General features: G+C 54.0%; 25 protein-coding genes. All 25 read right to left on the reverse strand.

Annotated elements, in window-relative coordinates; genetic code table 11:
- Window positions 1-142: 142 nt before the first annotated feature.
- Complete coding sequence (locus tag JRC49_05380) at window positions 143-748, reverse strand: hypothetical protein (protein ID QTE72247.1); 606 nt, start codon at window positions 746-748, stop codon at window positions 143-145.
- Between the two features lie 72 nt (window positions 749-820).
- Complete coding sequence (locus JRC49_05385; GenBank protein QTE72248.1) at window positions 821-1,117, reverse strand: STAS domain-containing protein; 297 nt, start codon at window positions 1,115-1,117, stop codon at window positions 821-823.
- A 110-nt stretch (window positions 1,118-1,227) separates the two neighbouring features.
- Window positions 1,228-2,310 (reverse strand): hypothetical protein, encoded by a 1,083-nt coding sequence (locus JRC49_05390; GenBank protein ID QTE72249.1) that lies wholly within the window; start codon window positions 2,308-2,310, stop codon window positions 1,228-1,230.
- Window positions 2,311-2,341: 31 nt separating this feature from the next.
- Window positions 2,342-2,968: an SH3 domain-containing protein gene (locus tag JRC49_05395; protein ID QTE72250.1), complete on the reverse strand. Its 627-nt coding sequence runs from the start codon at window positions 2,966-2,968 to the stop codon at window positions 2,342-2,344.
- 21 nt (window positions 2,969-2,989) lie between these two features.
- Entirely contained in the window at window positions 2,990-4,777 is a 1,788-nt protein-coding gene (locus JRC49_05400) for an Ig-like domain-containing protein (protein QTE72251.1), read from the reverse strand.
- A 114-nt stretch (window positions 4,778-4,891) separates the two neighbouring features.
- Window positions 4,892-6,397 carry an NAD-dependent dihydropyrimidine dehydrogenase subunit PreA gene (preA, locus tag JRC49_05405; protein ID QTE72252.1) on the reverse strand — a complete coding sequence of 502 codons (1,506 nt, stop codon included), beginning with the start codon at window positions 6,395-6,397 and terminating at the stop codon, window positions 4,892-4,894.
- Window positions 6,398-6,426: 29 nt separating this feature from the next.
- Window positions 6,427-7,224 (reverse strand): GGDEF domain-containing protein, encoded by a 798-nt coding sequence (locus JRC49_05410; GenBank protein QTE72253.1) that lies wholly within the window; start codon window positions 7,222-7,224, stop codon window positions 6,427-6,429.
- 339 nt (window positions 7,225-7,563) lie between these two features.
- A complete protein-coding gene (locus tag JRC49_05415) occupies window positions 7,564-8,238 on the reverse strand; it encodes a Type 1 glutamine amidotransferase-like domain-containing protein (protein ID QTE72254.1) in 675 nt (224 codons plus the stop codon).
- 17 nt (window positions 8,239-8,255) lie between these two features.
- Entirely contained in the window at window positions 8,256-9,575 is a 1,320-nt protein-coding gene (locus JRC49_05420; GenBank protein ID QTE72255.1) for an MFS transporter, read from the reverse strand.
- Window positions 9,576-9,829: 254 nt separating this feature from the next.
- Entirely contained in the window at window positions 9,830-10,621 is a 792-nt protein-coding gene (locus JRC49_05425) for a hypothetical protein (GenBank protein QTE72256.1), read from the reverse strand.
- A 55-nt stretch (window positions 10,622-10,676) separates the two neighbouring features.
- Complete coding sequence (locus JRC49_05430) at window positions 10,677-11,591, reverse strand: MerR family transcriptional regulator (GenBank protein QTE72257.1); 915 nt, start codon at window positions 11,589-11,591, stop codon at window positions 10,677-10,679.
- A complete protein-coding gene (locus JRC49_05435; GenBank protein QTE72258.1) occupies window positions 11,563-11,961 on the reverse strand; it encodes a DUF3795 domain-containing protein in 399 nt (132 codons plus the stop codon). The genes JRC49_05430 and JRC49_05435 overlap by 29 nt, the downstream gene beginning before the upstream one ends.
- A gap of 20 nt (window positions 11,962-11,981) precedes the next feature.
- Window positions 11,982-12,851, reverse strand: coding sequence for a hypothetical protein (locus JRC49_05440; GenBank protein ID QTE72259.1), 870 nt, complete (start codon window positions 12,849-12,851; stop codon window positions 11,982-11,984).
- Window positions 12,852-12,877: 26 nt separating this feature from the next.
- Window positions 12,878-13,717, reverse strand: coding sequence for an AraC family transcriptional regulator (locus JRC49_05445; GenBank protein ID QTE72260.1), 840 nt, complete (start codon window positions 13,715-13,717; stop codon window positions 12,878-12,880).
- A 100-nt stretch (window positions 13,718-13,817) separates the two neighbouring features.
- Complete coding sequence (locus JRC49_05450) at window positions 13,818-14,336, reverse strand: hypothetical protein (protein QTE72261.1); 519 nt, start codon at window positions 14,334-14,336, stop codon at window positions 13,818-13,820.
- A 37-nt stretch (window positions 14,337-14,373) separates the two neighbouring features.
- The gene (locus tag JRC49_05455; protein ID QTE72262.1) at window positions 14,374-14,757 is read right to left on the reverse strand and encodes a GNAT family N-acetyltransferase; all 384 of its coding nucleotides are present in this window, start codon (window positions 14,755-14,757) and stop codon (window positions 14,374-14,376) included.
- Between the two features lie 137 nt (window positions 14,758-14,894).
- Window positions 14,895-15,311 (reverse strand): ACT domain-containing protein, encoded by a 417-nt coding sequence (locus tag JRC49_05460; GenBank protein ID QTE72263.1) that lies wholly within the window; start codon window positions 15,309-15,311, stop codon window positions 14,895-14,897.
- A 70-nt stretch (window positions 15,312-15,381) separates the two neighbouring features.
- The gene (locus tag JRC49_05465) at window positions 15,382-16,152 is read right to left on the reverse strand and encodes a tryptophan synthase subunit alpha (GenBank protein ID QTE72264.1); all 771 of its coding nucleotides are present in this window, start codon (window positions 16,150-16,152) and stop codon (window positions 15,382-15,384) included.
- On the reverse strand, window positions 16,145-17,335 hold the full coding sequence (trpB, locus tag JRC49_05470; protein ID QTE72265.1) for a tryptophan synthase subunit beta: 1,191 nt from the start codon (window positions 17,333-17,335) through the stop codon (window positions 16,145-16,147). The genes JRC49_05465 and trpB overlap by 8 nt, the downstream gene beginning before the upstream one ends.
- Window positions 17,332-17,949 (reverse strand): phosphoribosylanthranilate isomerase, encoded by a 618-nt coding sequence (locus JRC49_05475; protein ID QTE72266.1) that lies wholly within the window; start codon window positions 17,947-17,949, stop codon window positions 17,332-17,334. Before JRC49_05475 ends, trpB begins: the two co-directional genes overlap by 4 nt.
- Window positions 17,950-18,012: 63 nt before the next feature.
- Window positions 18,013-18,798, reverse strand: coding sequence for an indole-3-glycerol phosphate synthase TrpC (trpC, locus tag JRC49_05480; protein QTE72267.1), 786 nt, complete (start codon window positions 18,796-18,798; stop codon window positions 18,013-18,015).
- A 127-nt stretch (window positions 18,799-18,925) separates the two neighbouring features.
- Window positions 18,926-19,942 carry an anthranilate phosphoribosyltransferase gene (gene trpD, locus JRC49_05485; protein ID QTE72268.1) on the reverse strand — a complete coding sequence of 339 codons (1,017 nt, stop codon included), beginning with the start codon at window positions 19,940-19,942 and terminating at the stop codon, window positions 18,926-18,928.
- A gap of 168 nt (window positions 19,943-20,110) precedes the next feature.
- The gene (locus JRC49_05490; protein QTE72269.1) at window positions 20,111-20,677 is read right to left on the reverse strand and encodes an aminodeoxychorismate/anthranilate synthase component II; all 567 of its coding nucleotides are present in this window, start codon (window positions 20,675-20,677) and stop codon (window positions 20,111-20,113) included.
- Window positions 20,674-22,143 (reverse strand): anthranilate synthase component I, encoded by a 1,470-nt coding sequence (gene trpE / locus JRC49_05495; GenBank protein ID QTE72270.1) that lies wholly within the window; start codon window positions 22,141-22,143, stop codon window positions 20,674-20,676. Before trpE ends, JRC49_05490 begins: the two co-directional genes overlap by 4 nt.
- 396 nt (window positions 22,144-22,539) lie before the next feature.
- Window positions 22,540-23,946, reverse strand: coding sequence for a glutamate synthase subunit beta (locus JRC49_05500; GenBank protein ID QTE72271.1), 1,407 nt, complete (start codon window positions 23,944-23,946; stop codon window positions 22,540-22,542).
- Between the last annotated feature and the right edge of the window lie 25 nt (window positions 23,947-23,971).

Consider the following 23,971-nt stretch of genomic DNA (forward strand, 5'->3'; position numbering starts at 1 on the left):
CTCATCCTCCCCCGGACAATCAGTCCCGGAATGTGTACATGTCAAAATACCTCAAAACCTCTTTCCGGTCAATAGAAAACCGGCGGCAGTTCTGTTCCTGCCACCGGTTCTGTCACCGGTCTGCCTTGTTTTTTCTCCGGTTTCAGGCCAACTTCTTGATGATAATCATTTCCACGGTTCCGCTGCGGATCGATACCTTGATATCATCCGCCACGTGGGATACCACGGATTTTTCCAGTTCATCCCAGGCCTCCCGGACGTCCTTGGCGTCCAGTTCCAGCCGGGAGGACAGCGCGTTTTCATACCGTGCCATGGACCATTCCCAATCCAGTGCAGGAGAACTGGTATATTCAAAAGCATCCGGCAGCAGCAGCGGGCTGGTATAGGTGGCCAGATCCTCGTCGGAACCCCAGTCAAAGAAATCCCGGATCCTGCCCATGATACCTTTGGCGGACTCGTTTTTCCCCGAGCTGGAAACTGCCAGCAGCTGTTCACGTTCCTCGCTGTTCAGCAGCGTCCTCACCTGCAGGTGCAGCCGGTATTCACCATCTTCGTCCTCAATCCAGAAGATACCTTCCCGCTCTCCCGTAATGGAGCGCATCAGGCCCATCATCTCTTCGGTCAGCAGCCGCAGGTGCAGGGCATCTTTCATTTTCAGGCCCTTGTAAGCCGCTACCTTTTCCGCCTGTTCCAGTGCAGCGCCCATCCGGGCTCCCTGGCTGGAAACCGTAATTTTATCTGTTTTCATCCTTTGTTCTCTCCCGCAAACAGCATTCTGTCCCGGCGGTTTTCCGGATCAGCCCGGAAGATCCGCCTTCTGTCACTCAATCGTCAGGATGTCGGCAAAGCCCGTCACTTCAAAAACTTCCTGAACAACCTCGTTGACGTTGCAGATCTTCATGCCGCCCTTTGCGGCCATGGCCTTATGCGCGGTCAGAAGCACCCGCAGTCCGGCAGAAGAAATGTAGTCCAGCTTGCCGAAATCCAGCGTCAGGCTGTCGGCACCGCCCAGATCTTTATTCAGTTCCGCCTCCAGTTCCGGGGCGGTCATCGTGTCCAGCCGGCCCGCCAGGGCGATCTCCAGGGCTGTTCCGTTCAGGTTCTTGGTAATGGTCATATCATTGCCTCCTTTATCGGTCGGTATATGCAGATCTCTGAGTATACTGTGATTATACTATATTGTACGCCTCATCCGCAACGTATCCGCGCCCGCAATGATTGTTTTTCTTACTGCCAGGGCGCGTAATAGCGCTCCACGGCAATCAGGTTCCCGTCCGCGTCAAAGAATGCGTACACGTTGTCTGACGCAAAGTCCGGGAAAGTCCCGGCTGTCAGCATGTCGATGAACTCCTGTGCCGTATGCTTCGTCGGCTCGTCCAGCGGATCACCGGTCTCCGGTACAATCCCGTCCTCAAAGGTCAGGTCCTCCGGAATCTCCTCCTCCAGGATCACGTAGGTTTCCAGGTATTCATAATCAAGCATGTATACATGATATTCTCCGCCGTAGTTTTCCAGCGTGATATCTTCGTTGATCCGGATTGTTCCGTCTTCATCGTGTTCCAGTGTTTCAATCTTTTCACTGTACTGGCCGATGATCAGTGTGTCTCCCGCCCGCAGGCCTTCGGCAACTTCCTTGTCCAGCACCACCGTGTGCTTGACTTCCATCCGCACCGTATTGGTTTCCGGATCATAGTCGCTGAAGTTGGTCACATACTTTCCTTCCGCCACCAGCATTTTGGAATCTGCCGGCATATTGGCAGGAATGAAATCCAGGTCCGTCAGGAAATCAACACACAGCTGCAGCTGATCCTCTGTCAGGTTCTTATCCTCCGCTTCCTCCGCGGGCACCAGCACAAACTCCACGCAGTAGCCCTTGTAGATGGAGAAGAACGCGATATAATCCATCTCCTCCGTCTCGTGCCGTGCAATCAGCAGCTGGGTGCCGTAACCTGTCTCGCCATAGGTGATTTCCACCTCCGGATCTTCCTCAATGTAGGTATCCTCCAGCTGGCTCAGTTCCTCCGGCGTCAGGTCGTTCATCCGGTCCACGTCGTAGTATTTTTCGTCATACGCCACAGACAGCTGCATTACCGGCGCAGTCGGATCATCTGAACGAATCACAGCTGTCACCTGGTCCTGCGTCACAGAAAGCGGAATCGGATGATATCCTTCCGGCAGTCCGCACTGTAGGGTAAAAGCGCCGTTGATGCTGACCGTACCGATGGTTGGTTTTCCTCCGGCTTCTGCCAGGACTGAAGCCATTCCCACCAGCATGACCAGGCTGAGTATCACTGCCAATATCTTTTTCATCACTTGTTTCCTCCTTCTCCGCCTGTCCGGCTCACTTCACCACAAACTGCTTGCTGATGAAGCCTACATTTCCTGTATCCTGGTCCTCCACCTGGTACCAGTTCTTCAGTTCCTGAATCACCAGCAGCTTCTCGTTCGCCTTGTAGGTGGCCATAACCTCTGTCTGTTTGCTCGGTGCCCAGCGGAGATTCACCCAGCCGCTGGCCCGGGAGGGGCGTACCGTCACCACGAAAGGATCCACCTTCCTGGCGCTCCGGAATTCAGCGTTGAGCTCTGCTTCCGGATCCGTCTGGGCTGCGGGAGTCGGTGTTGCTCCGTCGGGTTTGGCCGGCGGCTTGCTGCTGCGCAGGTAGCGGCTGGAGATAAAGCAGGCATAAGTGCCTTTGCCAACGCCGGGCATATTGTAGGTGTAGTCTATCATTGCCCAGCCGTTTCCGCCGTCCCGGTAATAGCAGTAGATCTTTGTACCGTATTTCAGGCTCCCGACCACTTCACCGCCGGGTGTGGCCCGGACGTTCAGGCCCTTTCCATTCTCAGTGTAGACGTAGTAGTATCCCGCGGAATCAGAGGGAGTATCATCTACTGCCAGGGCCGTGGTGAAAACCATCAGCAGCACCATAACCAGGGCTGCCATCAGCGTCATAATCCGTTTATTCATGATTCTGACCTCCTTCTATGCTCACAGGTGCACCGGGCACTTCTTTGTCGGCTGGTTTCTCTTCCGGATCAGTTTGATCCAGTCGTGATCTATCTCAAACTCTGTCACTTTCACCACGTACTCATGTACCGTCGTGGATTCGGGCAGCTTGTAGTTCACAATCTTCCATTCCTTTTCCTTCGTGGATGCACCGGGCTCCAGCGTCTTTTTGTACACCATCTGGAAGGTATTGCTGTTATCCTTCTTGTTGCAGGGCACCGGCTTTCCTTCATTGTCGAGCACAGAAACCTCCACTGTCACAGAAGTGATCGTCAGCTCGCTGGTATTCTTCAGCGTCACAAGCGCATCCGCGCCCTGCACCTTTGCCTCGGTAATCTTCAGCGCCTTTTCCCAGTCGCCCACTTTCACCAGGATGGAGGCCTTGAAGCCGCCGTCCTCTGTCGTGCCTGTCACCGTGGTCTCTCCCGCGCTGACGCCGGTAATGTTTACCCGGTTCTTCTGTTTCGCCACCGGTTCCGCTTTCGCGATGGAGGCGTCCGCGGTCTCCCAGGTCATGTTGTGGTTCGTGGCATTCGCGGGTTCCAGGATAGCGCCTGCAGAGGAAGTGGCTCCCAGGTCAATGTAAGCGGTCTTTCGTTTCATGTGCACACCGGTCACATGCTGGTATACCCTCACCTTGATCCTTGCCTGCCGGTTGGAGCCGTCCGTAGTCATGGCAATCACCGTGGCCTCGCCGGCTTTCACGCCTGTCACCGTTCCGTCTTCGCTGACAGTCAGCACTTTCTCATTGACGGAGCGGAAGGTCAGCGCGGGATTGGTGGCGTCCGCCGGTTCAGTGTTCCAGGTCAGTTTGCCGGTCTCATTCACATAGACCGTCGGTGCCTCGCCGAACGTTACTTTCTTCACCGGTTGCTGCACATGCACGGTGGCCTTCGCCACTGCTTCCCCGTTTGCCCGGCTGGTGCAGATGATTTCACACTCTCCCAGCTTCAGGCCGGTTATCCGCCCGCTGGCGTTCACCGTGGCAATACTCTCGTCAGAGGAGGTCCATACCACGTTCTTGTCATTGGCGTTCTTTGGCAGCACAGTTGCCTTCAGGGTTCCGGTTTTCCCGACATCCACGGTTACTTCTGCCTTGTCCAGCTGGACTGTTTCCGGGTTCTGGATCACCTGGATGCTGATGTTGGCACGGATGTTGCTCCCATCCTCCGCAATCGCGGAGATGCGGGCGCTTCCTCTGGCCACACCGGTCACGGTTCCGTTTTCGTCCACCGTGGCCGCCTTTTCATTGGAGGATATCCACCTCACCCGCTGGATGGAAGCGTCTTCCGGCGCAAACGCGGCCGTCAGTGTCACCGTTCCGCCCGCTGCCACGCTCTTTTCGGAAGCAATTACGGAGATGCGGGTCACCGGCTGGATCACTGCCACCCGGTACCGGATCATCACAGCCGGATCCTCTGCACTGGCGATGGTCAGCAGGGTTTCTCCCTTCTTCTGGCCGGTAACGCCGTTGCTGTTCACTTTCAGGATCTCCGGATTCTCCGCTGTCAGCGTGACCTTTTTGTTTTTCACACTCTTCGGCATAACGGACACCGGAATCCGGAAGGTTTTCTTTACCGGGATCACCAGCACGGGCAGCTCCTCCGTGTTTTCGCCGACCAGTCCGTTGAGGAACGGATCGCTGCTTTCATAGACCGGAAGTTTCGCAGTGTTCACTTCCAGCCGAAGCTCTTCGTTTCCCTCTGCCCCTGCGGACAATCCGGTACAGATGAGCAGCAGCACCAGCAATGGAATCAGTATTTTCTTCATTCCTTCAGCCTCCTCTTTGCGGACCGGTTCTTCAACCCCCCAGCTGTTTTCTGCCGGCCGCATGTATATACGCAACAGAACAACTCATGGCAGTATTTTGTTTATATTCTGTTTTTACTTGTTTCGGGTAATCCGTTTACCACCCGGCAGAATGGCCTTCTGCGGGCAGACCAGTACGCACAGATGGCAGCCAACACAGTTCTTCCCGTTCAGCACAGGGCGGCGCTCTTCATCCATCCGGATTGCCTGATGTCCGCCGTCATCACAGGAAATCTGACACCGGCCGCAGCCGATGCAGTTTTCGCGGACAAACCGGGGAAACAGCACCGTATCCCTCTCCAGGGTATCAGTTGTATGGCTTAGCGTATCCAGCGCCAGTCCGATGACTTCCTTCACGCTGCTGAAGCCCTTCTCTGCCAGATACAGATTCAGTCCTGACTTCAGGTCTTCCACAATCCGGTATCCATACTGCATCACGGCAGTAGTCACCTGGATGGAACCGCCGCCCAGCAGGATAAACTCCAGTGCGTCCTGCCAGGTTTCCACGCCGCCCATGGCGGACAGGTGTATTCCCTTCAGATCCGGATGCTGCCCCAGCTCCGCAATAAACCGCAGGGCAATGGGTTTCACGGCATTGCCGCTGTATCCGCCCACTGCGCTCTGTCCGTGGACGGAGGGTGCGGCTACATAAGTGTGCATGTTCACCCCGGTTATCGATTTGATTGTGTTAATAGCCGCTATTCCGTCCGCTCCGCCCCGCTTTGCAGCCTCCGCCGCCGGGCTCATGTTCGCCACATTCGGGGTCAGCTTTGCGAGCACGGGAATATGGCAGGCTTGTTTCGCAGCCCGTGTGAACCGCTCCACCAGTTCCGGTACCTGGCCGATATCGCTGCCCAGGCCGCCCTCCGCCATGTTGGGGCAGGAGAAATTCAGTTCCACCGCATCCGCGCCGTTCTCTTCGCACAGCCGGGCAAGCTCGCCCCATTCCGCTTCATCTTTTCCCATAATGGATGCCAGGATGAACTTGGTTGGATACTTCGCCTTCAGCCGGCGGAATATCTCCATGTTTTCCGCCACGCTGTGGTCAGAAAGCTGCTCGATATTTTTGAAACCGATAATGCTTCCGTCATTCCCTGTGATTGCGGAAAACCGCGGGGACGCCTCATGGATATCCAGGGAGCAGATCGTCTTGAAGCAGATTCCGGCCCATCCTGCCTCAAATGCCCGGGCACACATGTCGTATGTGCTGGCCACCACGGAGGAAGACAGCAGGAAAGGATTCTCCAACGGAATCCCGCACAGGTCACACTTCAGCCGGCTCTCGTTTTCAGGAAGAGGCGTCTCACATTCCGGCTTCACCTGATAATGCAGCCGGTTCATCAGATCCCGGATCGGCACCTCTCCCGGCCGCACGCACGACTGCTCACAGGGAGCTTTGCAGGTCAGGCACGGGTTTTCTTCCGGCAGGTGCTGCGCCGCGGTCTGTTCATTTCCGAACCAGATATTCCGCAGCAGTTCCGCCGGTTTCAGTTTTCCGCATGCGTCATCGCAGGGCGCGTTTTTACACAATACGCATCTGATCATATCCGCCCTGGCAATACCGGGAGCCGTCCGGATCATTCTGTATTCCCTCCTCTGGCTTCAGTTCCTCAGCTTATTCCTTTCTTTCTCTTCTTATCCTCATACATAGCCTGATCCGCCCGGGCAAGGATCTCTTCCAGATCGTATCCTTTTTCCCCGAAAGCAAATCCGCACGCTACCGTGCAGGGAACACCATCCTCCGCCTCATTCAGCTCCGCCAGTGCCTTCTCCCAGGCCTGCCGGATCTTTTCCGCACCTGCCTTGTCCACATGAATCGCGGCTAAAACAAACTCATCCCCGCCTGTACGGAAGGGAATCACATTCCGGGCTTCAATCCGTTTCAGGCTCTCCGCTGCTTTCCGTATCAGCCGGTCTCCCGCCTCATGGCCGAGTGTGTCATTCACCTGTTTCAGGTTGTTCACGTCCATATTGAATATGGCAATTGCGTCCTGGTTCCGGAACAAAGTCCGCTTCATCTCCATAAACTTGCCCCGGTTATACAGCCTGGTCAGCCCGTCATATTCCTTTTCGTTCCGGAGCATCCGGGAATAGTCGCTCATATTCCGGTACAGTTCTGTATATTCACTGGTGTCCGCCAGATGGTGGATTTGCTTCAGCCCGTCTCCGTCCGTAAAGGTTGAGGTAGTCACCATATAGGTTTTTCCGTTTTCAGAGCGCACCAGGTCCCATCGTTCGCCCTTCTGTCCGTCCCGCGGTGCGGGGCAGGCTCCCTCCCAGTTGGTCTTCTCCGTCCGGATAAACGTCGTCTTTTCATCCTCGTAGAGGATTTCTCCATTCTCACCGGTTATAAGGATGCCGCCGATATCCTCCTTGAAAAACTGAAGAATCAGCTCATCCGTTTTCATGTCTGTCATTCGTCAAACCCTTTCTGGCATGATATAATCCCAAACCCCTGCGTAAGCGCAGGCGCCTGAACACTCGTATGTTTAACCCGTTCCGGGTGTGCCCTGCCGGTTTCTTCCGGCAAAATGCCTTGTATCGCGATGTTAAATAAACCATTATTGGTGATTTGTCTGTATTATACCATATAATTCACCGAATCGTTCATGAAACTTTTCCATCATCAGAAAACCCCTGACGGTTTTACCCGTCAGGGGAAAACACAGACAAAGATACAGTCTGTTTTTTCATGCAGATCATCATGATATGCATGGATTAAACAATGGTGTTCATCAGCATTCTTTTCAGAGTCTGACGTCTTCTTCTGTAAATTCGCTGATTTCGCCTTTCTCAACCCGATGAATTGTACCAATGATGTCCACCTTGCCGTTTCTGATAAAGATGGCGCTTTCATCCTCCATAGCACAGACAGGCTGCTCCATGGAAACCGCCTTCATGAACCGCAGCCGTCCCGTATCATCATAATCAAAATGACTGATCACGGTAATATCGGCAAAGCCCAGTCCTTCATACGGTTCAAGGGGTTCCCAGTCTCCCGTCCAGTCTACCGTCGTTTTTCCCATGTTCATGGATCCGGCGCTGACGCCCAAAACCATCCCCGGGCCATCCCGGACAATATCAAAGATCCCTTTATCCCGCATCAGCTGCATCTGCTCGGTGCAGACTCCTCCGCCCATCAGGAAGAAGCAGTCTGCCTCCCGGGCCCATTTCTGCGCATCGGCAGGATCCATTCTGGCATCCACCACACAGAACCGTTCAAAGCCGATTCCGTATTCCTTAAACATCCCGTGCATTCCGGCTGAGTCTTCATCATTCTGCTGATATTCCACCGGACAGGCTGTGATAAACACTATGCATCTGCGCACAGGCAGTTCCTTTTCCAGCCGCCTGGCAATTTCATCTGTAAACCGGCGTTCCGGAAATCCGCTGAAAAAAGCGATTGCTTTATTACGGTTCATCTTTTATATCCTCCATATCAATCATTCGTTTGTATCGTTTCTTTTCCCTGCCGGTCCAGTTCCCTGTAAACCGGCTTGCGCAGCCGCGTAAAGCTGATCAGTATCCCTGCTATTCCGACAATAAAGAACATCAGGCCGATGCCTGCTCCTTTTCCCGTGCCGAATAATCCGGACAGGATCTGTTGCGTCGGGGAATCCGTCAGCATAAACGGTTCAAACACCTTATCTGCCAGCAGGCCGCCCAGCAGGAGTGCTATCGGAATCGTGAAATTCTGAAGCGTACTCTTCGCGGAAAAAACCCGTCCCTGCATTTCCAGCGGAACCTTTTCCCGCATCATGGTATCCATGTTCACATTCATCACCGCTGCAAACAGGTAGCTTCCAAAGGCAGCTGCGCACCAGAGCCAGGGCCTGGAAGTCATACTCTGGATAATGTTTCCGAAAAAGATCAATCCGGTCGTAATGAAAATCAAGGGGATCCGCTTCTTCGCCGGTTTCATCAGGATCACAAGCAGGCTTCCGGCCAGCACACCCAAAGCTGTAAAGCTCTCCACCGCTCCCAGTACCGGCTGGTTATTGCCCGTCCGGCCCAGGATAAAGGGCGAGAGCATCCCGTCGTTACCCAGCTTCGCCAAAAAGTTGATCACCGCCAGGAACAGGGTAATCCGGAAAATCGCAGTGTGCTCCCGCAGATACCGAATCCCGGCCATGCAGGTCTGGAAAAACGGTTCTTCTTCCGTTTCCGTCTTTTCAACCTCCGGAATCCGGATCAGGAAAAGTAATACCAGGAAAGCAATGGCAAAGGTTGCCAGGTCGACGATCAGCACCAGTTCCAGCCCGCCGTATGCCAGCAGCAGTGCGCCCAGTGCAGGCGCCAGGATGGATATCGCAGCTCCGCCGAATCCCTGCAAGCCGCTGGCCCGTGCATAGTGTTCTTTCGGCACCAGCATGCTGACTGCAACAAAGGAAGCCGGCTCCTGGAAAGCATTCATAAGGCTCAGCAGGAAGTTGATCACATACAGATGCCAGATCTCCAGGGCCTCCGCGGAATGCAGCACAAACACAGCCAGTGTACCGCAGGCTGCCAGCAGATCCGCGATCAGCATTATGCGCTTTTTGTTCCATCGATCCACCATGCTTCCCGCCAGGAAGCGCAGAAAGATTGTAGGCAGAAAACTGCATACTGTCAGCAGGGTCACACTGGACGCGGTTCCTTTCTGGCTGTACACCCAGATTATAATCGCATAATCCGTCATGGCCGTCCCGAGCTGGGATACGGTCTGTGATCCCCATAGCAAAAGAAAACTGTGAAGTTGTTTGATAGAATGTCTATTCATGGCTTTGCTCCTTACATGTATTTATAATCCATGCGGCGCAAAGCCTGATCGGACGAATGGTTCCGACCGCTCCGTGCAGGCTCGTCCTGTCTCAGGCCTTGCGCGGAGCAGAAACATCTGCGGCTAATGAAATCCCCCACCTGGTGTGTTTCATGGTTTTTCCCTCCGTTGTATCGAACAGTCCCCTGAGGAACCTGATATCCTGTTTGGTTCGTTTTTAATTTATACCTTTTCTTCCCTGCTGGCAAGACCTTTTATCCCTGCCAGAACGCGGCGGCGTTGGTTGTAACTCTGTCTCCCAAACGTCTGTATTTCCCCGGTATTTCATACCCCGGAGGAACAAGGTGAACATATGTATCAGGGATGATGCGAAGCCCTTCCAGGTCATAACCATAGGTCATATGAACGCTGAACCAGTAAAGGTTCTTTGCCCAGTATCCCTGTAGGAACTCCCGGCAGTCCGGTCCGGAATACTGGCAGATGTTCAGTTCTCCCCCGGCAATAAGTTCCGTGCGCATTTCTTCCAGGGACAGCGGAACACCTTCCGGACCCGTCACATATTCCCGCTGGTCACAGTCGATCATAGCCCATTTATTCATTTCCGGCAGCCATACCAGGTTAACTACATGGCAGTCCTGGTCATCCTTGTCTTCAGGCATGCAGGTAACAAAACGGTTTTTGATGTCAATGGAAAGCAGCAGTTCACTCAGCAGAATGGCATGCCAGCGGCAGTTGAAACCCGTAGGAACGCGCTGTGCGTATTCCCAGAGTTGGATCGCATTGAGCCATTTAATTGGCTTCTTTTGATTGTCATGCGGAATATGATCAGAGATAAACTGGCTGATCGTCAGCGTCTTTTCCCAGGTGGATAACCTGGAGTCTGCTATTTTGTCCAGGTTCAGCCTGGCCTTACGTCTGAAATACCGGCGGATTTCCCCGGAACGGGTCGGCCCGACCAGAACTCTCGATTTGAACGGAAAGGGTTCATCCGTGTAAGGCGCGCAAATCTGTAGTTTCCGGATCATTTCTTCCGCATTGTTCGCCATCTTGCTTCCCTCCTGAACACAAAATAAAAGAGCGATTTATTATCTCCGACACGTTTCATCTGCTGTTTTCTGTCTTCCCGAATGCATCCAGTGCCTTCAGGACATACTCTACGCAGCCTTTCCCATATGTTTTTTCAATAAGAGCAACGTGTTGTTCATTCATGGTTTCCAGCGCTTCCTTTGCGTTTTGGGCAAATCCAGAGGCCGTTTCCGCCTTCAGGAAGCTTTTATCCGCGTGGGCATTCGCATGCGCAAAAATCCTTTGGAGCGTTTCCTGGGCAGTAGGTTCTTCAGGCGGTTCCTTTCCCTGTAAAAGCGAAATATAGAAAAGCGCTCCAAGCTCTATTTCTACTGCAGGATCCAGTTCATCAATCGGTCCCAGCACTTCCTCCGCCTTTTCCATTTTCGTATTGTACTGATCCATCTCATTTTTCATCCCGCCGGCTTTCTCCAGGACCGCCGCGATTCCCAGTTTCTTGAATACCAGCTCCGACAGACGTCCTGCTTCAGCACTCTGCTGTGCCTTTTTGATGTATCTGATATATCCGTTGAGTTTTTTGACTTTCTGGCATAGCCTTTCTTCGCAATCCTTATAGGTTTCCGTTATACTAAACTGATCGCCGCTGTCAAGAATCTTCTTTATTTCTTCCAGTGTATACCCGGATTCTTTCAGGATGGTTATTAAGCTTGCACGGCCCAGGCTTTCATCGTCATATTCCCAGTAACCGGACTCTGTCCTGGAAGCAGGGTTCAGCAGTCCCTTCTTTTCATATAGCTGTAATGCCGTCCTCTTAATTCCGGTTATTCTGGAAAACTCACTCATTTTCATCCTGCTGTCACCTCCGTGAGAAGATAATAAACCTGCCACCAAGTGGCAGGTCAATAGGTTTTTTGATATTTTTTTCTCTTTTTTTCTTTGAGATAAGCAAGTCACTAAACAGTCATCTTTTCCCTGTTCTGATAAAATCAATCAGCTTGTCCAGGTCGTCAAAGCCGTCATAGTCTCCCGTGAAGTCTTCCCGGTGATAAACAATCCCGGCTTGTTCGTTCCGTTCCAGGCAGTCCAGAAGTTCTTCAATGCCATATCTCCGGGCGAATTCCGCAAACCCGCGAACGGATAGTTTCTCGGCATAGAGTCCTTTGCGGCAGTCAGCAGGGGTGCATTCATAACAGCCGTTAATACCCTTCGCAATCCCGCAATTACGGTTTTCGCACCATTGTGCGTCTTTGCACCAGGAAAGTTCCAGGAAACCCTCTTTTCTGCATCCTTTACACGTGATATTTTCACAGCACAGGCAGCAGGCCATCCCGCAGCGTGCAATCCCCAGTTCCCGTTTCATTTCAAATTCTCCATTCAGTCTCACCGCGCCATGTATGCGTAAAGGGTTACCCACTTGTTTTCTTCGCCCACATTGCCGGCCTTGAATGCCGGTACACTTTTGGACGCTGTCAGCACATACCTTCCGTTTTCCAGCCGGTGCTGGTTCAGTACTTTATATCCGGCCTGCATCGCTTCAGATTCCGGTTCGCACCCCAGGGCTCTCAAAGCATAGACAATCTGATGCGCACCGATCTTGATCGGATCCGGCGGATAAAATGTTCCCAGCATCACGTCCACCATGGGCGTTTTCATATCATCGGTCCTGTAAAAGATGTTTCGTTTTGTGAAATAATGCACCAGTGCACTCTCACATTCCATCCGGCAGCCCGTCAGGTGCAGCTCCGCAACCAGCAGAAGATATTCCACTGTCAGCCTCGCACAGCTCTTATGAGGTTTCCTTGGATCATTGGTCTTTTTGTTTGTGCTGATGCATCCAAAGCCCCCGTCTTCCTTGATCAGTCTGAGCATACTGTCAACTTCGTTTTTCACGAACTCTTCCTGATAGTATCCCAGCTTTACTAGATTCCTGAGCAAAAGCGGTTCCCCGCACAGCATCTTAAAACCTGTGCTCTCAATCAGGGCAAAGACCTCATCGTCAATATCGCTGCCGATATCTTCCCGTGTCAGTCCCCACTCCGCAAAGGCCAAAATCGCATCATACTTCGCCCATGGCTTGTCTGTCCGGAGCTTCTTCAGTCCGCGTTCGTATACCTTGCTTTGCAGCAGCCGTCTTTTACACTCAATGACTCTTTCGTCATTTTCCGGCAGTTTCTCATACTCCTTCAGCATCCGGAGTTTAACCTCCGGCGTTTCGTCTTCCAGCAGCCACTCCCGAATAGAATGATCCATCTTTTCCGCCTCCCGATTTACACCGTTCATGCTTTTCTTTTGACGGGGAAACAGATTTCACTCACATAATTCTTTGATGACGGGTCTCCGGGCAGATAATTCTCAATATCATAGTCAGGAATGAGCTCATAATCCGCCACAGGCAGCCATTCCCGGTAGATTTTGCCCCACATGTCCTGGATCGCGTTCGGCATGGGACCCACGCACTTGAAAACCGCCCAGGTATGCTCCGGAATATGCAGGATTTCAAATTCATCCGGAACGACAGCCACATCTGAGGCCTTGCATCCGATTCCATAGGTGAATTCGTCGCTGTCTGTTTTCTGCTGTGCGCATACGCCGAGATAACCCGGGGTCTTTCTTAATTTCTCATCGGCATAATACGCATCCCAGAATGCCGGGATTTCCTTCTCGCTGGTTTCCGCGTGAAAACTGCCTGCATGCACGATCAGATCCATCGCGTCCCATTTTTCAATTTTGTATTCCATGATACAGCCTCCGTCAATCATAATCCGGACGGTATAACGATTCATGAAACGGATGGAGCTCCCGTTCTTCACCTGCATCGGTGAAACACCGTGAAATCTCGTAAAGGCTTTGCTGAAGCTTTCCGGAGAATCATAGCCGTATTTCAGCGCAACGTCGATGACCTTGTTCTTTCCTTCTGTCAGTTCCGCCCCGGCCTGCGAAAGGCGCCTTTTCCGCAGGTATTCCGCGGGCGACATTTCCGTCAGCAATGAAAACGCCCGCTGAAAATGGAACGCGGAAAGATTCACACTCTTCGCAATATCCGCCAGCGTGATGTCATCTGTCAGGTGTTCTTCCATGTATTCTATGGCATGATTGATCGCTCTCACCCAATCCATCGTTATCCCTCCTTTCACGTTTGATTATAGAGACTGTATCATTTGTTTTCCTGTTCCGGCTTGCTCCGTTTTGTCCTGTATAACGATCTTTCAGAACGGATTAAAACCGGTCCCAAAGCTGGACCTCAACATAAGGCCTTCCTTCCAGTATCTTTTCAAGGAAAGCCTCCGCCGATCCGCCGCAGTCCCTGATTCCGTTCAGGAGCATCCCTTTTGTCAGCACAGCCGGCTCAATCCCCTGCTGGAGAAGTGCGCAGCTGTCACCGGGCGTGAAGCTTACCTGATCGTCAGGAATATCTGAAAGGTCAAGCACTATTTTGTCTTTGCTGTCAAACCAGGATTTCAGATAATCACTTTCCGCAAGCACGAATGAATAAGGGTGTTGCAGCTTTGGTTTCCCTCCGAGCCGGATAAACGCTTCCCGCACATATTCATCTGCTCTTTTTCGCAGGGGATAGTAATTCTTAAAATCCGCAAACCGGTAAAAACTGGTCGTTTCGGGATGGGCAGCCGCAAGTTCGGCAGCCACCCTGAAAGCTTCCTGTTCCGGCTGGTTCATGATGTTTTTCCAGGGATCCGTCCCCGGATAATAGTAATGTGTTAATAAAAGTTTATCCATATTCATTCCTCTTGTCTGAAAAACTCTGCGCACTGAATTACTGCCGTTTCTTTTCGATCATGTAGGATTGAAAGCCCTTCGGGCATCCATTCTTCTCATAGAATTTCTCCGCTGTCGGCTGCGCTCCGAAATACAGCATCGTCGAGGTATTTTCCTTAGCCAGCTGAAGCAACCTGCTTCCGATTCCCTGTTTTTGATATTCCGGCAGCACCAGCATTTCAGTAATCGTACCGAAAAAATAACCATCTGTCAGAATGCGCAGGCAGCCCACCAGTGTTTCGCCGTCATAGGCAGTGATGTTCAGTGTCCTGGATAACGCCTCCGCCGTCCTGCCTTCATCATACTTTCCGGGCCAGACTTTGTTGACAAATTCGATAAATTTTCCTGCATCAAGCTGCTTGTCGTCAATCCTGTATTCCATCTTCTGCCTCCGCGTATTCCGGTTTTATTGATTTGATATCTTTTATATCATGCCAAAAACACGGGCATTTTTCAACTTGTTTGTACTGCAAAGCAAAGCCCTGACGGTTGTCCCCGTCAGGGCTTCGTTTGCTTTGTTCAGTCAATCCGTTCCAGCGTCTTGTAACCCCTGGCCTGCAGGAAACCTTCCACTTCCATCAGGTCGGTCGCCCGCAGGATCGCAACCGGCAGGCGGCTCAGGGTATTGTATGTCACATAGAGGTAATCCAGGTTGATGTTGCCGTCATTGATCACCGTGAGCAGGTCGTTCAGGCTGCCGCACTCGTCTCCGATCTCCACCGCGGCCACGTAGTCCGCATGGCACATGTACCCGGCGGCCTGCAGTTCCTGCGCGGCCTGTTCCGTATCGGATACCAGCATGCGGATAATCCCGAATTCCGCGCTGTCATTGGTGATCAGGGTATTCATATTGACCCCGGCGTCCGCCAGGATCTGAGTAATCCGGTTCATGGCACCCTTTTTGTTTTCCGCGAAAATAGACAACTGCCGAATCATTGCATTTCCTCCTGATGAATAATGCACCTATCTGGTTATAACAAACTATCATTATTCATTTTTTAAGTTTTCAGTTTATTGCTTCCTTCATACTCTTCACATATTCTCCAATGTGTTCCGGTGCCTCTTTCCCATACTGCGCCAGGATTTTCTCAATCGCGGATCCCACAATAGCGCCATCGGAAATGGCCGCCATAGCCTTCGCCTGCTCTGGCTTGGAAATACCGAAGCCGATGGCCACCGGCACCTTCGCGTTTTCCCGGATCGTCCGGATAATGGGCTGCAGATCTGTGGTAATTTCACTGCGGGTGCCTGTCACGCCCAGGCTGGACACCAGGTAGATGAATCCTTCCGCCTCCCGGGCAATCATCGCCACCCGGTTTTCGGATGTCGGCGCAATCAGGGAAACCAGGTCCACATGATACTGCCGGCACAAAGGCAAAAACTCTTCCTTCTCCTCAAAAGGCAGGTCCGGCAGGATCAGTCCGTCAATGCCGATCTGCTCACAGGTAGAGATAAACTTCTCCGCCCCGTAGGAAAAGATTACGTTGGCATAGGTCATAAAGACCATGGGAACGGTCACGTCTTTGCGCAGGTCTTTCACAAAATCAAAAATCTTATCTGTGGTGGTTCCCGCCTGCAGGGCTCGCAGGTTGGCTTCCTGAATCACCGGTCCTTCTGCCATGGGGTCGGAAAAGGGAATGCCCAATTCAATCAGGTCTGCGCCGTTCTCCACGGCAGCCCGTACCGCTTTACCCGTGGTTTCCAGATCCGGATCACCGCAGGTGATAAAGGCGATAAACGCCTTGCCATGGTCAAAAGCCTTTGCGATCTTACTCATGGAGATCCTCCCCTCTGTAGCGGGCGATGGCGGCGCAGTCCTTGTCGCCCCGGCCGGAAACGGTAATCACGATGATCTGGTCCGGTTTCATATCCGGCGCGATCTTCTGGGCATACGCCACCGCATGCGCGGACTCAATCGCCGGAATAATGCCCTCCGTCTTTGCCAGGTACTCAAAGGCGCACACAGCCTCTTCATCGGTCACCGGCACATATTCAGCCCGTCCGGTATCATGCAGCCAGGCGTGTTCCGGACCCACACCCGGATAGTCCAGCCCGGCGGAGATGGAGTACACAGGCGCAATCTGGCCGTACTCATCCTGACAGAAATAGCTTTTCATTCCGTGGAAGATGCCCAGGCGGCCGGTATTCATGGTTGCCGCCGTCTCAAAGGTATCAATTCCCCGGCCTGCTGCTTCGCAGCCGATCAGCCGGACGTCCTTGTCCTCAATAAAGTGATAGAAGCTTCCGATGGCATTGCTGCCTCCGCCGACGCAGGCAATCACCGCATCCGGCAGCCGGCCTTCCTTCTCCAGGATCTGTTCCTTGATTTCCTTGGAGATCACCGCCTGGAAGTCCCGTACAATCGTCGGGAAGGGATGCGGCCCCATCACAGAGCCCAGGCAGTAATGGGTGTCGTCAATCCGGCGGGTCCATTCCCGCATGGCCTCGCTTACAGCGTCCTTCAGGGTGGCAGTGCCGGTCTTCACCGGGATTACCTCCGCGCCCAGCAGCCGCATCCGGTATACGTTCAGCGCCTGGCGGATCGTATCTTCCTCGCCCATGAACACCACACATTCCATACCCATAAGGGCCGCGGCTGTGGCGGTGGCCACGCCGTGCTGTCCGGCACCGGTCTCGGCAATCAGGCGGGTTTTGCCCATTTTCTTTGCCAGCAGTGCCTGTCCCAGCACGTTGTTGATCTTGTGGGCGCCGGTATGGTTCAGGTCTTCCCGTTTCAGGTAGATCTTCGCGCCGCCCAGGTCCTTCGTCATTTTTTCGGCATAATACAGCCGGGAAGGCCGTCCGGCGTAATCGTTCAGCAGGGCGGTCAGTTCCCGGTTAAACTCCGGGTCCGCCTTATAGTGATTGTAGGCCTCCTCCAGCTCGATCACGGCATTCATCAGCGTTTCAGGAATATACTGTCCGCCGTGGATACCGAAGCGTCCGTTCTGATTGCTCATACCTGCTCCTCCCTGACTGCCCGCACAAATGCGCGCATCTTGTTGATATCCTTGTATCCCTCAGTCTCTATTCCGGATGAAACGTCCACCGCGTAAGGCTTCAGCTTCTTCACCGCCTCGCCGGCATTTTCCGGGTTCAGCCCGCCGGCGAGAAAATAGGGTCTTGTCACTTCTTTCAGCCAGCTCCAGTCGAAGGTCTTTCCGTCCCCGGCTCCCGCATCCAGCAGGATCTGCTCCGCGGTGGATGCCTGCGCTTGCTGTGCGTCTTCCGCGCTCCGGATCCGGAAGGCCCGGATCAGCGGCTTGTCCGTTTTCTTCCGCAGTTCTGCCAGGTAGGTTTCATCCTCGTGCCCGTGTAGCTGGGCAATGTCGATCACACCCTCCTCCAGCAGCCGGGCGACCGTTTCCGGATCCCCGTCCACAAAGACGCCCACCGCCTTGATCCCCGGGTTCAGTCCGGCCCGCAGCGCCTTCGCCGTCTCCGGCGTCACGTACCGCTTGCTTCCGGGAAAGAACACAAACCCGATGTATTCCGGCTTGAGCTCATTAACCGCCTCAATGTCCTCCGGCCTTCGCAGCCCGCACATTTTAATTTTTGTCTTCGTTTGAACCATGCTGTATCCTTTCTTACCGCTGCATTCTGGAGGTGTACTCAAGCATTAATTCTGAATTATGAATTATGAATTGTGAATTAATTCCTGCAGCTTTGCTGCGGTATCCTCCGCCCTCATCAGCGTTTCACCAATCAGTGCGGCATCCGCGCCGATCTGCTTCAGCCGCTGTACGTCTTCCGGTGTTTTGACGCCGCTTTCCGCTACATAAACACAATCAGCCGGGATCCGGTCCCGCAGCCTTGCCGCATTCTCAAAGTCCACGGAAAAGTCTTTCAGGTTCCGGTTGTTCACGCCGATGATCTTCGCCCCGGCGGATACTGCCCTGCGGATCTCTTCTTCGTCGTGGGTCTCCACCAGCGCTGCGATTCCCAGTTCCCCGCATCGTTCCAGATAAGCTTCCAGCGTCTTTTCGTCCAGCAGGGAAACGATGAGCAGGGCCGCGTTCGCACCCATCACCCGAGCCTGATCCAGCTGGTAGGCACTGACTGTGAAGTCCTTGCGCAGCATCGGCAGGCTCACCTTTGCCCGCACTTCCCGAAAGATCCCGTCCGATCCCAGGAAGTACTCCGGCTCGGTCAGGCAGGAGATACAGTCTGCTCCGCCCCGCTCATAGGCTTCCGCGATCTTCAGGTAAGGAAAATCCGGAGAAATCAGTCCCTTGGAGGGAGACGCCTTCTTGATCTCACAGATAAAGGAGATTCCCGGCTTTTTCAGGGCGGAAAGAAACGCCTCCCCGTTTCCTTTGCCCAGCGCTTTTGCCTGCTCCCGCAGTTCCGCTTCCGTTATTTTCTCCTGTTCTCTCTTTGCCCGCTCCCGTGAAAGATCGGCAAGCTTATCCAGTATAGTCATCCGTAACCTCCAAATGTTATCCTGAACGAAGGGAAGAATCTCCCCGTCGCAGCGACAGTGTCATTCCGACCGGAGCGCAGCGGAGTGGAGGAATCCCTTACTATGCCCGAAGGGCACTGATCCTGATTTATTCGTTGGAAACGCTGATCAGCTTTTCCAGTGTCGTCATAGCCTTTCCGCTGTCAATAATCTCCTCCGCCAGTTTGACACCCTCTGCCAGGCTTTCAGCCTTCCCGCCGATGTACAGGGCTGCGCCTGCGTTCATCAGCACCGCATCCCGCTTCGGTCCCTTTTCGCCGGAAAGAATCGCTTTGGTGATCTCCGCGTTCTCCGCAGGAGTCCCGCCCACCAGGTCCTGCTTCGTGCAGCGCTGCAGGCCGAACTGTTCGGGAGTGATCACATAGTTCTTCATCCAGCCGTCCTTGAATTCGCATACCGTGGTCGGCGCACTCAGGGAGATCTCGTCCAGCTTGTCCTGTCCGTAAACCACCATGCCCCGCTTCACCCCCAGGTTCATCAGCACCTGTGCCAGGGGCTGTACCAGATACTCGTCATACACGCCCAGCAGCTGCATGGAGGGATGACCGGGGTTGGTCAGCGGTCCCAGGATGTTGAACACCGTGCGGAAGCCCAGTTCCCTCCGGATGGCACCCACATACTTCATGGAAGTATGATACTTCTGGGCAAAGAAGAAGCACATGCCCACTTCGTCCAGCAGCTGACGGCACTTATCCGGATCCTGGTCAATGTTCACGCCCAGCGCTTCCAGGCAGTCTGCCGTACCGCTCTTGCTGGAGGCTGCCCGGTTGCCGTGTTTTGCCACCCGCATGCCGCCCGCCGCAGCCACCAGCGCTGAAGTGGTGGAAATGTTGAAGCTGTGGGCATTGTCTCCGCCGGTGCCGACGATCTCAAACAGATCGGGACCCGCATTCACAGGCGTTGCCTTTTCCCGCATAGCCGCCGCGCAGCCCGCGATTTCAGCCGTGGTCTCCGCCCGGGCGCTCTTGGTGGACAGGGATGCCAGAAAAGCCGCGTTCTGGGTCGGCGTGGTCTCCCCGCTCATGATTTCATTCATCACGGTATAAGCTTCTTCATAGGTCAGGTCTTCCTTGCTTACGATCTTCACAATAGCTTCCTTAATCATTTTTTCTCCTCCTCTGCGAATAAACACTATATAATTTTTAAGTTTTAAGTATTGAGCAGTTGTCCAAATCTTTGATTTGGGTAACGACTGCCATGCTACAGCTGTCAAAGTTCCGGAGGTTTCACCGATCGGAACTTTGGTAACAGCGATCGCAAAAGTTTTCATTATTCATTTGGAAAGAAAATTCCTCAGAATTTTCTTTCCATCTGGCGTCAGTATGCTTTCCGGATGGAACTGCACCCCGTACACCGGATATTCCTTATGCTGCACTGCCATGACCTCGCCGTCCTCTGTCCGGGCAGTCACTTCCAGGCACTCCGGCATGGTCTCCGGTGCCGCGGCCAGCGAGTGATACCGGGCCACGGGAAAAGTCTCCGGCAATCCTTCGAACAGCGGGCTGCTTCCCTCCTGCCGTACCACAGACTGCTTTCCGTGCATCAGGGCCTTGGCGTAGGTGACCGTCGCGCCAAAGGCTGCGCAGATCGCCTGGTGTCCCAGGCACACACCCAGCAGCGGGATATCTTTCCCCAGCTCTTTGGCTGCTTCGATGATGATTCCCGCATCCTCCGGCCGTCCCGGACCGGGGGAAAGGATGATCCTGTCCGGCTTCAGTTCCCGGATCTCCTCAATGGTCATCTCGTCGTTCCGGATTACTTTGATATCCGGATTCAGCTCTCCGATCAGCTGATACAGGTTATAGGAAAAGCTGTCATAGTTGTCGATCAGCAGCGTCATCCGTCTATCTCCTTTCCGGCCTTTTCCAGGGAGTTCAGCACTGCCCGGGCTTTGTTCAGGCATTCTTCATGTTCCTTTTCCGGTACGGAATCATATACAATTCCGGCTCCGGAGCGGACAAACACCTTGCCGTTTTTCTTGTATGCGATCCGGATTGCAATGCAGGTATCCATGTTTCCGGCAAAGTCGATATAGCCGATCGCTCCGCCGTAGATGCCCCGCTTGTTGTTCTCCAGCTCTCCGATCAGCTGGCAGGCCCGGATCTTCGGTGCTCCGGACAGGGTGCCCGCCGGCAGGACTGCCTCAATAGCATCCAGCGCGTCCTTGTCTTCCCGGATTTCCCCGCGCACTGTGGAGCCGATATGCATCACGTGGGAGAACCGCAGGACCTCGTGGAACTTTTTCACCTGCACGCTGCCGAATTTTGAGATCTTTCCCAGGTCATTCCGTCCCAGATCCACCAGCATGTTGTGTTCTGCCAGTTCCTTCTCGTCCTGCAGCAGCTCTTCTTCCAGTTTCCGGTCCTCTTCCCGGGTTGTTCCTCTCGGCCTGGTACCCGCCAGCGGGAAAGTGTGCAGGACGCCGTTTTCCAGCTTCACCAGCGTCTCCGGGCTCGCCCCCGCAACCTCCACATCCGTGCCGGAGAAGTAAAACATATAGGGAGAAGGGTTCACCGTCCGCAGCGTCCGGTACATGTTCAGCAGGCTGCCTTCATAGGGAGCACTCAACCGGTTGGAAAGCACAATCTGGAAAATGTCCCCTTCCTTGATGTAGTGCCGGGCTTTTTCCACCATGGCACAGTATTCTGCCTTGTTGAACAGCGGCGTTACCTCTCCTGTCAGTCGTCCGGGCTCATCCTTAGCCTCAGCGCCTTCGGTGATCAGCTTTTTCAGCTCCGCCAGTTCCATCTCCGCCCGGTGATATCCGGCTTCTCCCTCGTCCAGCCGGACGTTCGCGATCAGGATGATCTTCTGCCGCAGGTTGTCAAAGGCAATCACCTTGTCGAAGAGCATCAGGTCCACGTCCTGGAAATGCTCTGTGTCCTCTGTCTCCCGGCGAACCGTCGGTTCTGAATAGTTCAGGTAATCATAGGAGAAGTAGCCGGTCAGGCCGCCGGTAAAAGGCGGCAGTCCGGGAATCCGGGGGCTTTTATACTCCGCCAGGATCTGCCGTAATACTGCGGAAGGATCCTTCGTCTGCATTTTCAGCTCGTTCACCCGCATTTCTCCGTCCGCACAGGTGATGCTCATCTTCGGGTCATAACCCAGGAAGGTGTAGCGTCCCCAGGTTTCCTGCGGTTCAGCGGACTCCAGCAGGAAGCAGTGGGAGGAAACATTCTTCAGTTTCCGCACCGCCTGGATCGGTGTACAGATATCCGCAAACAGCTCACAGCTGACCGGAACCACTTTATACTCTCCCGTCTCCCTGTAGCGGGCCACTTCCTCCGGACCGGGTACGATCTTCATGCCGTTCTCCTCCAGTTAATACATAATTCATTGAACGAAAAAGCCCCTGACAGATATGCTCTGTCAGGGACGAATATACTTCGCGGTGCCACCCTGTTTCACGGTTTCCCGTGCACTCTGCGGAATACGATCATATTCCCGGCAACTGACGTATGCCTCACGTCGCAGAATACTCAGCCTCCCGGCTTTTGACTGCGCCCTCCGCGGTCCATTTGGCGGTTTGTTTCCTGCCCGGCTTTCACCATCCCGGACTCTCTGTAAGGGCATTGCCGCTTTGATCTCCGCTTCAACGGTTTCTTATGAAATTACAGGAATTGTAACCCTGTCACCCTCATGTGTCAAGAACATCACAGACGATATACAGGAGAAAAACAAAGATTCTCAATTCTTCATTTTTCATTTGAAATTGATCTCCTGATCAATTTCTTTTGCCGCCGCTCTCCCGTCAGCCAGTGCCCGCACCACCAGGGACTGTCCGTTGCGCATATCCCCGGCGCTGTAGATCTTTCCACCCAGGTGATGGCTTCCGTCTTCCGGCAGCAGCCGTCCCCGGCCATCCGCCTTCAGGTCAAAGCTGGACAGCGTCTTTTCCTCGCAGCCTACGAAACCGGCCGCAATCAGCAGCAGTTCACAGGGCAGCGTCTGTTCGCTGCCGGGAACCTGCTCAAACCTTCCTTCAGGTGTCCGCTGCAGCTTCACGGTTTCGAGTCCGTTAATCCGGCCTGTCTCATCCGTCAGGATCTGTTTCACTGTGGTCTCATAGATCCGGGGATCGCTTCCCTGGCGGTAAATAGCTTCCATCTGGCCATAGTCCGTCCGCAGGGTCCTCGGCCATTCCGGCCATGGATTGTTTGCGGTCCGGTCCACAGGCGGAGCAGGCATCATTTCCAGCTGCGTCACGCTGACGCATCCCTGCCGCAGGGCAGTACCCACACAGTCATTGCCCGTATCGCCGCCGCCGACCACAATCACGTGCTTTCCTTCTGCGCTTGCTTCGGATACAGCGCCTTTCAGCACCGCCTTCGTTGCCGCTGTCAGGAAGTCCACTGCAAACATCACGCCCTGGGCATCCATATGCTCCACGTTCAGGGAGCGGGGCTTCCGCGCGCCACCGCACAGCAGCACCGCGTCATAATCCTGGAGTTCTTCAGCCTTCGCTTCGGTATTCAGTTCAAACCGGATACCCTCCGCCTCCATCAGGCGGATCCGGCGTTCCACAATGCCCTTTGGCAGCTTCATGTTCGGAATGCCGTACATCAGCAGTCCGCCGGGGCGGTCTGCTTTTTCAATCACAGTCACTTCATGACCCAGCTGGTTCAGCAGATCTGCCGCCGCCAGCCCGGAAGGGCCGCTGCCGACCACGGCCACACGTTTTCCTGTGCGCGCCGCCGGGATCCTCGGCTGAATCCATCCCTTGGCAAACCCGGTCTCGATCAGATACAGCTCATTGTCTTTATTGGTTGTCGCATCATTCTCCAGGTTGCATGCCTTTTCGCACAGTGCCGGACACACATGTCCTGTAAATTCCGGGAAGGGTGCCGTCCGCAGCAGGCGGCGCAGCGCCTCCTGCTCCTGACCCCGGTAAAGCAGGTCGTTCCACTCAGGAATCAGGTTATGCAGCGGGCAGCCGAAGTCTGACTGGCAGAAGGGCACGCCGCAGTTCATGCACCGGGACGCCTGTTCATGCCGGACCTTCGGCGGATTCGGCATATGCAGGTCTTCAAAGTCGCCCAGTCTCGCTTCTTCAGCCCGAAAAGGGTTCTCTATTCTGATAACATCCAGAAAGCCTGTTGTGCTCCCCATGCTTCCACCCCAATTTCTCAGTAAC

Source organism: Clostridiales bacterium FE2011, assembly GCA_017569305.1.
GTDB lineage: Bacteria > Bacillota > Clostridia > Christensenellales > Aristaeellaceae > Aristaeella.

Excerpts from the sequence above, each read along its gene's own strand:
- JRC49_05380 (QTE72247.1), bottom strand. The coding sequence starts at position 748 with ATGAAAACAGATAAAATTACGGTTTCCAGCCAGGGAGCCCGGATGGGC.
- JRC49_05385 (QTE72248.1), bottom strand. The coding sequence starts at position 1,117 with ATGACCATTACCAAGAACCTGAACGGAACAGCCCTGGAGATCGCCCTG.
- JRC49_05390 (QTE72249.1), bottom strand. The coding sequence starts at position 2,310 with ATGAAAAAGATATTGGCAGTGATACTCAGCCTGGTCATGCTGGTGGGA.
- JRC49_05395 (QTE72250.1), bottom strand. The coding sequence starts at position 2,968 with ATGAATAAACGGATTATGACGCTGATGGCAGCCCTGGTTATGGTGCTG.
- JRC49_05400 (QTE72251.1), bottom strand. The coding sequence starts at position 4,777 with ATGAAGAAAATACTGATTCCATTGCTGGTGCTGCTGCTCATCTGTACC.
- preA (QTE72252.1), bottom strand. The coding sequence starts at position 6,397 with ATGATCCGGACGGCTCCCGGTATTGCCAGGGCGGATATGATCAGATGC.
- JRC49_05410 (QTE72253.1), bottom strand. The coding sequence starts at position 7,224 with ATGAAAACGGATGAGCTGATTCTTCAGTTTTTCAAGGAGGATATCGGC.
- JRC49_05415 (QTE72254.1), bottom strand. The coding sequence starts at position 8,238 with ATGAACCGTAATAAAGCAATCGCTTTTTTCAGCGGATTTCCGGAACGC.
- JRC49_05420 (QTE72255.1), bottom strand. The coding sequence starts at position 9,575 with ATGAATAGACATTCTATCAAACAACTTCACAGTTTTCTTTTGCTATGG.
- JRC49_05425 (QTE72256.1), bottom strand. The coding sequence starts at position 10,621 with ATGGCGAACAATGCGGAAGAAATGATCCGGAAACTACAGATTTGCGCG.
- JRC49_05435 (QTE72258.1), bottom strand. The coding sequence starts at position 11,961 with ATGAAACGGGAACTGGGGATTGCACGCTGCGGGATGGCCTGCTGCCTG.
- JRC49_05440 (QTE72259.1), bottom strand. The coding sequence starts at position 12,851 with ATGGATCATTCTATTCGGGAGTGGCTGCTGGAAGACGAAACGCCGGAG.
- JRC49_05445 (QTE72260.1), bottom strand. The coding sequence starts at position 13,717 with ATGGATTGGGTGAGAGCGATCAATCATGCCATAGAATACATGGAAGAA.
- JRC49_05450 (QTE72261.1), bottom strand. The coding sequence starts at position 14,336 with ATGGATAAACTTTTATTAACACATTACTATTATCCGGGGACGGATCCC.
- JRC49_05455 (QTE72262.1), bottom strand. The coding sequence starts at position 14,757 with ATGGAATACAGGATTGACGACAAGCAGCTTGATGCAGGAAAATTTATC.
- JRC49_05460 (QTE72263.1), bottom strand. The coding sequence starts at position 15,311 with ATGATTCGGCAGTTGTCTATTTTCGCGGAAAACAAAAAGGGTGCCATG.
- JRC49_05465 (QTE72264.1), bottom strand. The coding sequence starts at position 16,152 with ATGAGTAAGATCGCAAAGGCTTTTGACCATGGCAAGGCGTTTATCGCC.
- trpB (QTE72265.1), bottom strand. The coding sequence starts at position 17,335 with ATGAGCAATCAGAACGGACGCTTCGGTATCCACGGCGGACAGTATATT.
- JRC49_05475 (QTE72266.1), bottom strand. The coding sequence starts at position 17,949 with ATGGTTCAAACGAAGACAAAAATTAAAATGTGCGGGCTGCGAAGGCCG.
- trpC (QTE72267.1), bottom strand. The coding sequence starts at position 18,798 with ATGACTATACTGGATAAGCTTGCCGATCTTTCACGGGAGCGGGCAAAG.
- trpD (QTE72268.1), bottom strand. The coding sequence starts at position 19,942 with ATGATTAAGGAAGCTATTGTGAAGATCGTAAGCAAGGAAGACCTGACC.
- JRC49_05490 (QTE72269.1), bottom strand. The coding sequence starts at position 20,677 with ATGACGCTGCTGATCGACAACTATGACAGCTTTTCCTATAACCTGTAT.
- trpE (QTE72270.1), bottom strand. The coding sequence starts at position 22,143 with ATGAAGATCGTACCCGGTCCGGAGGAAGTGGCCCGCTACAGGGAGACG.
- JRC49_05500 (QTE72271.1), bottom strand. The coding sequence starts at position 23,946 with ATGGGGAGCACAACAGGCTTTCTGGATGTTATCAGAATAGAGAACCCT.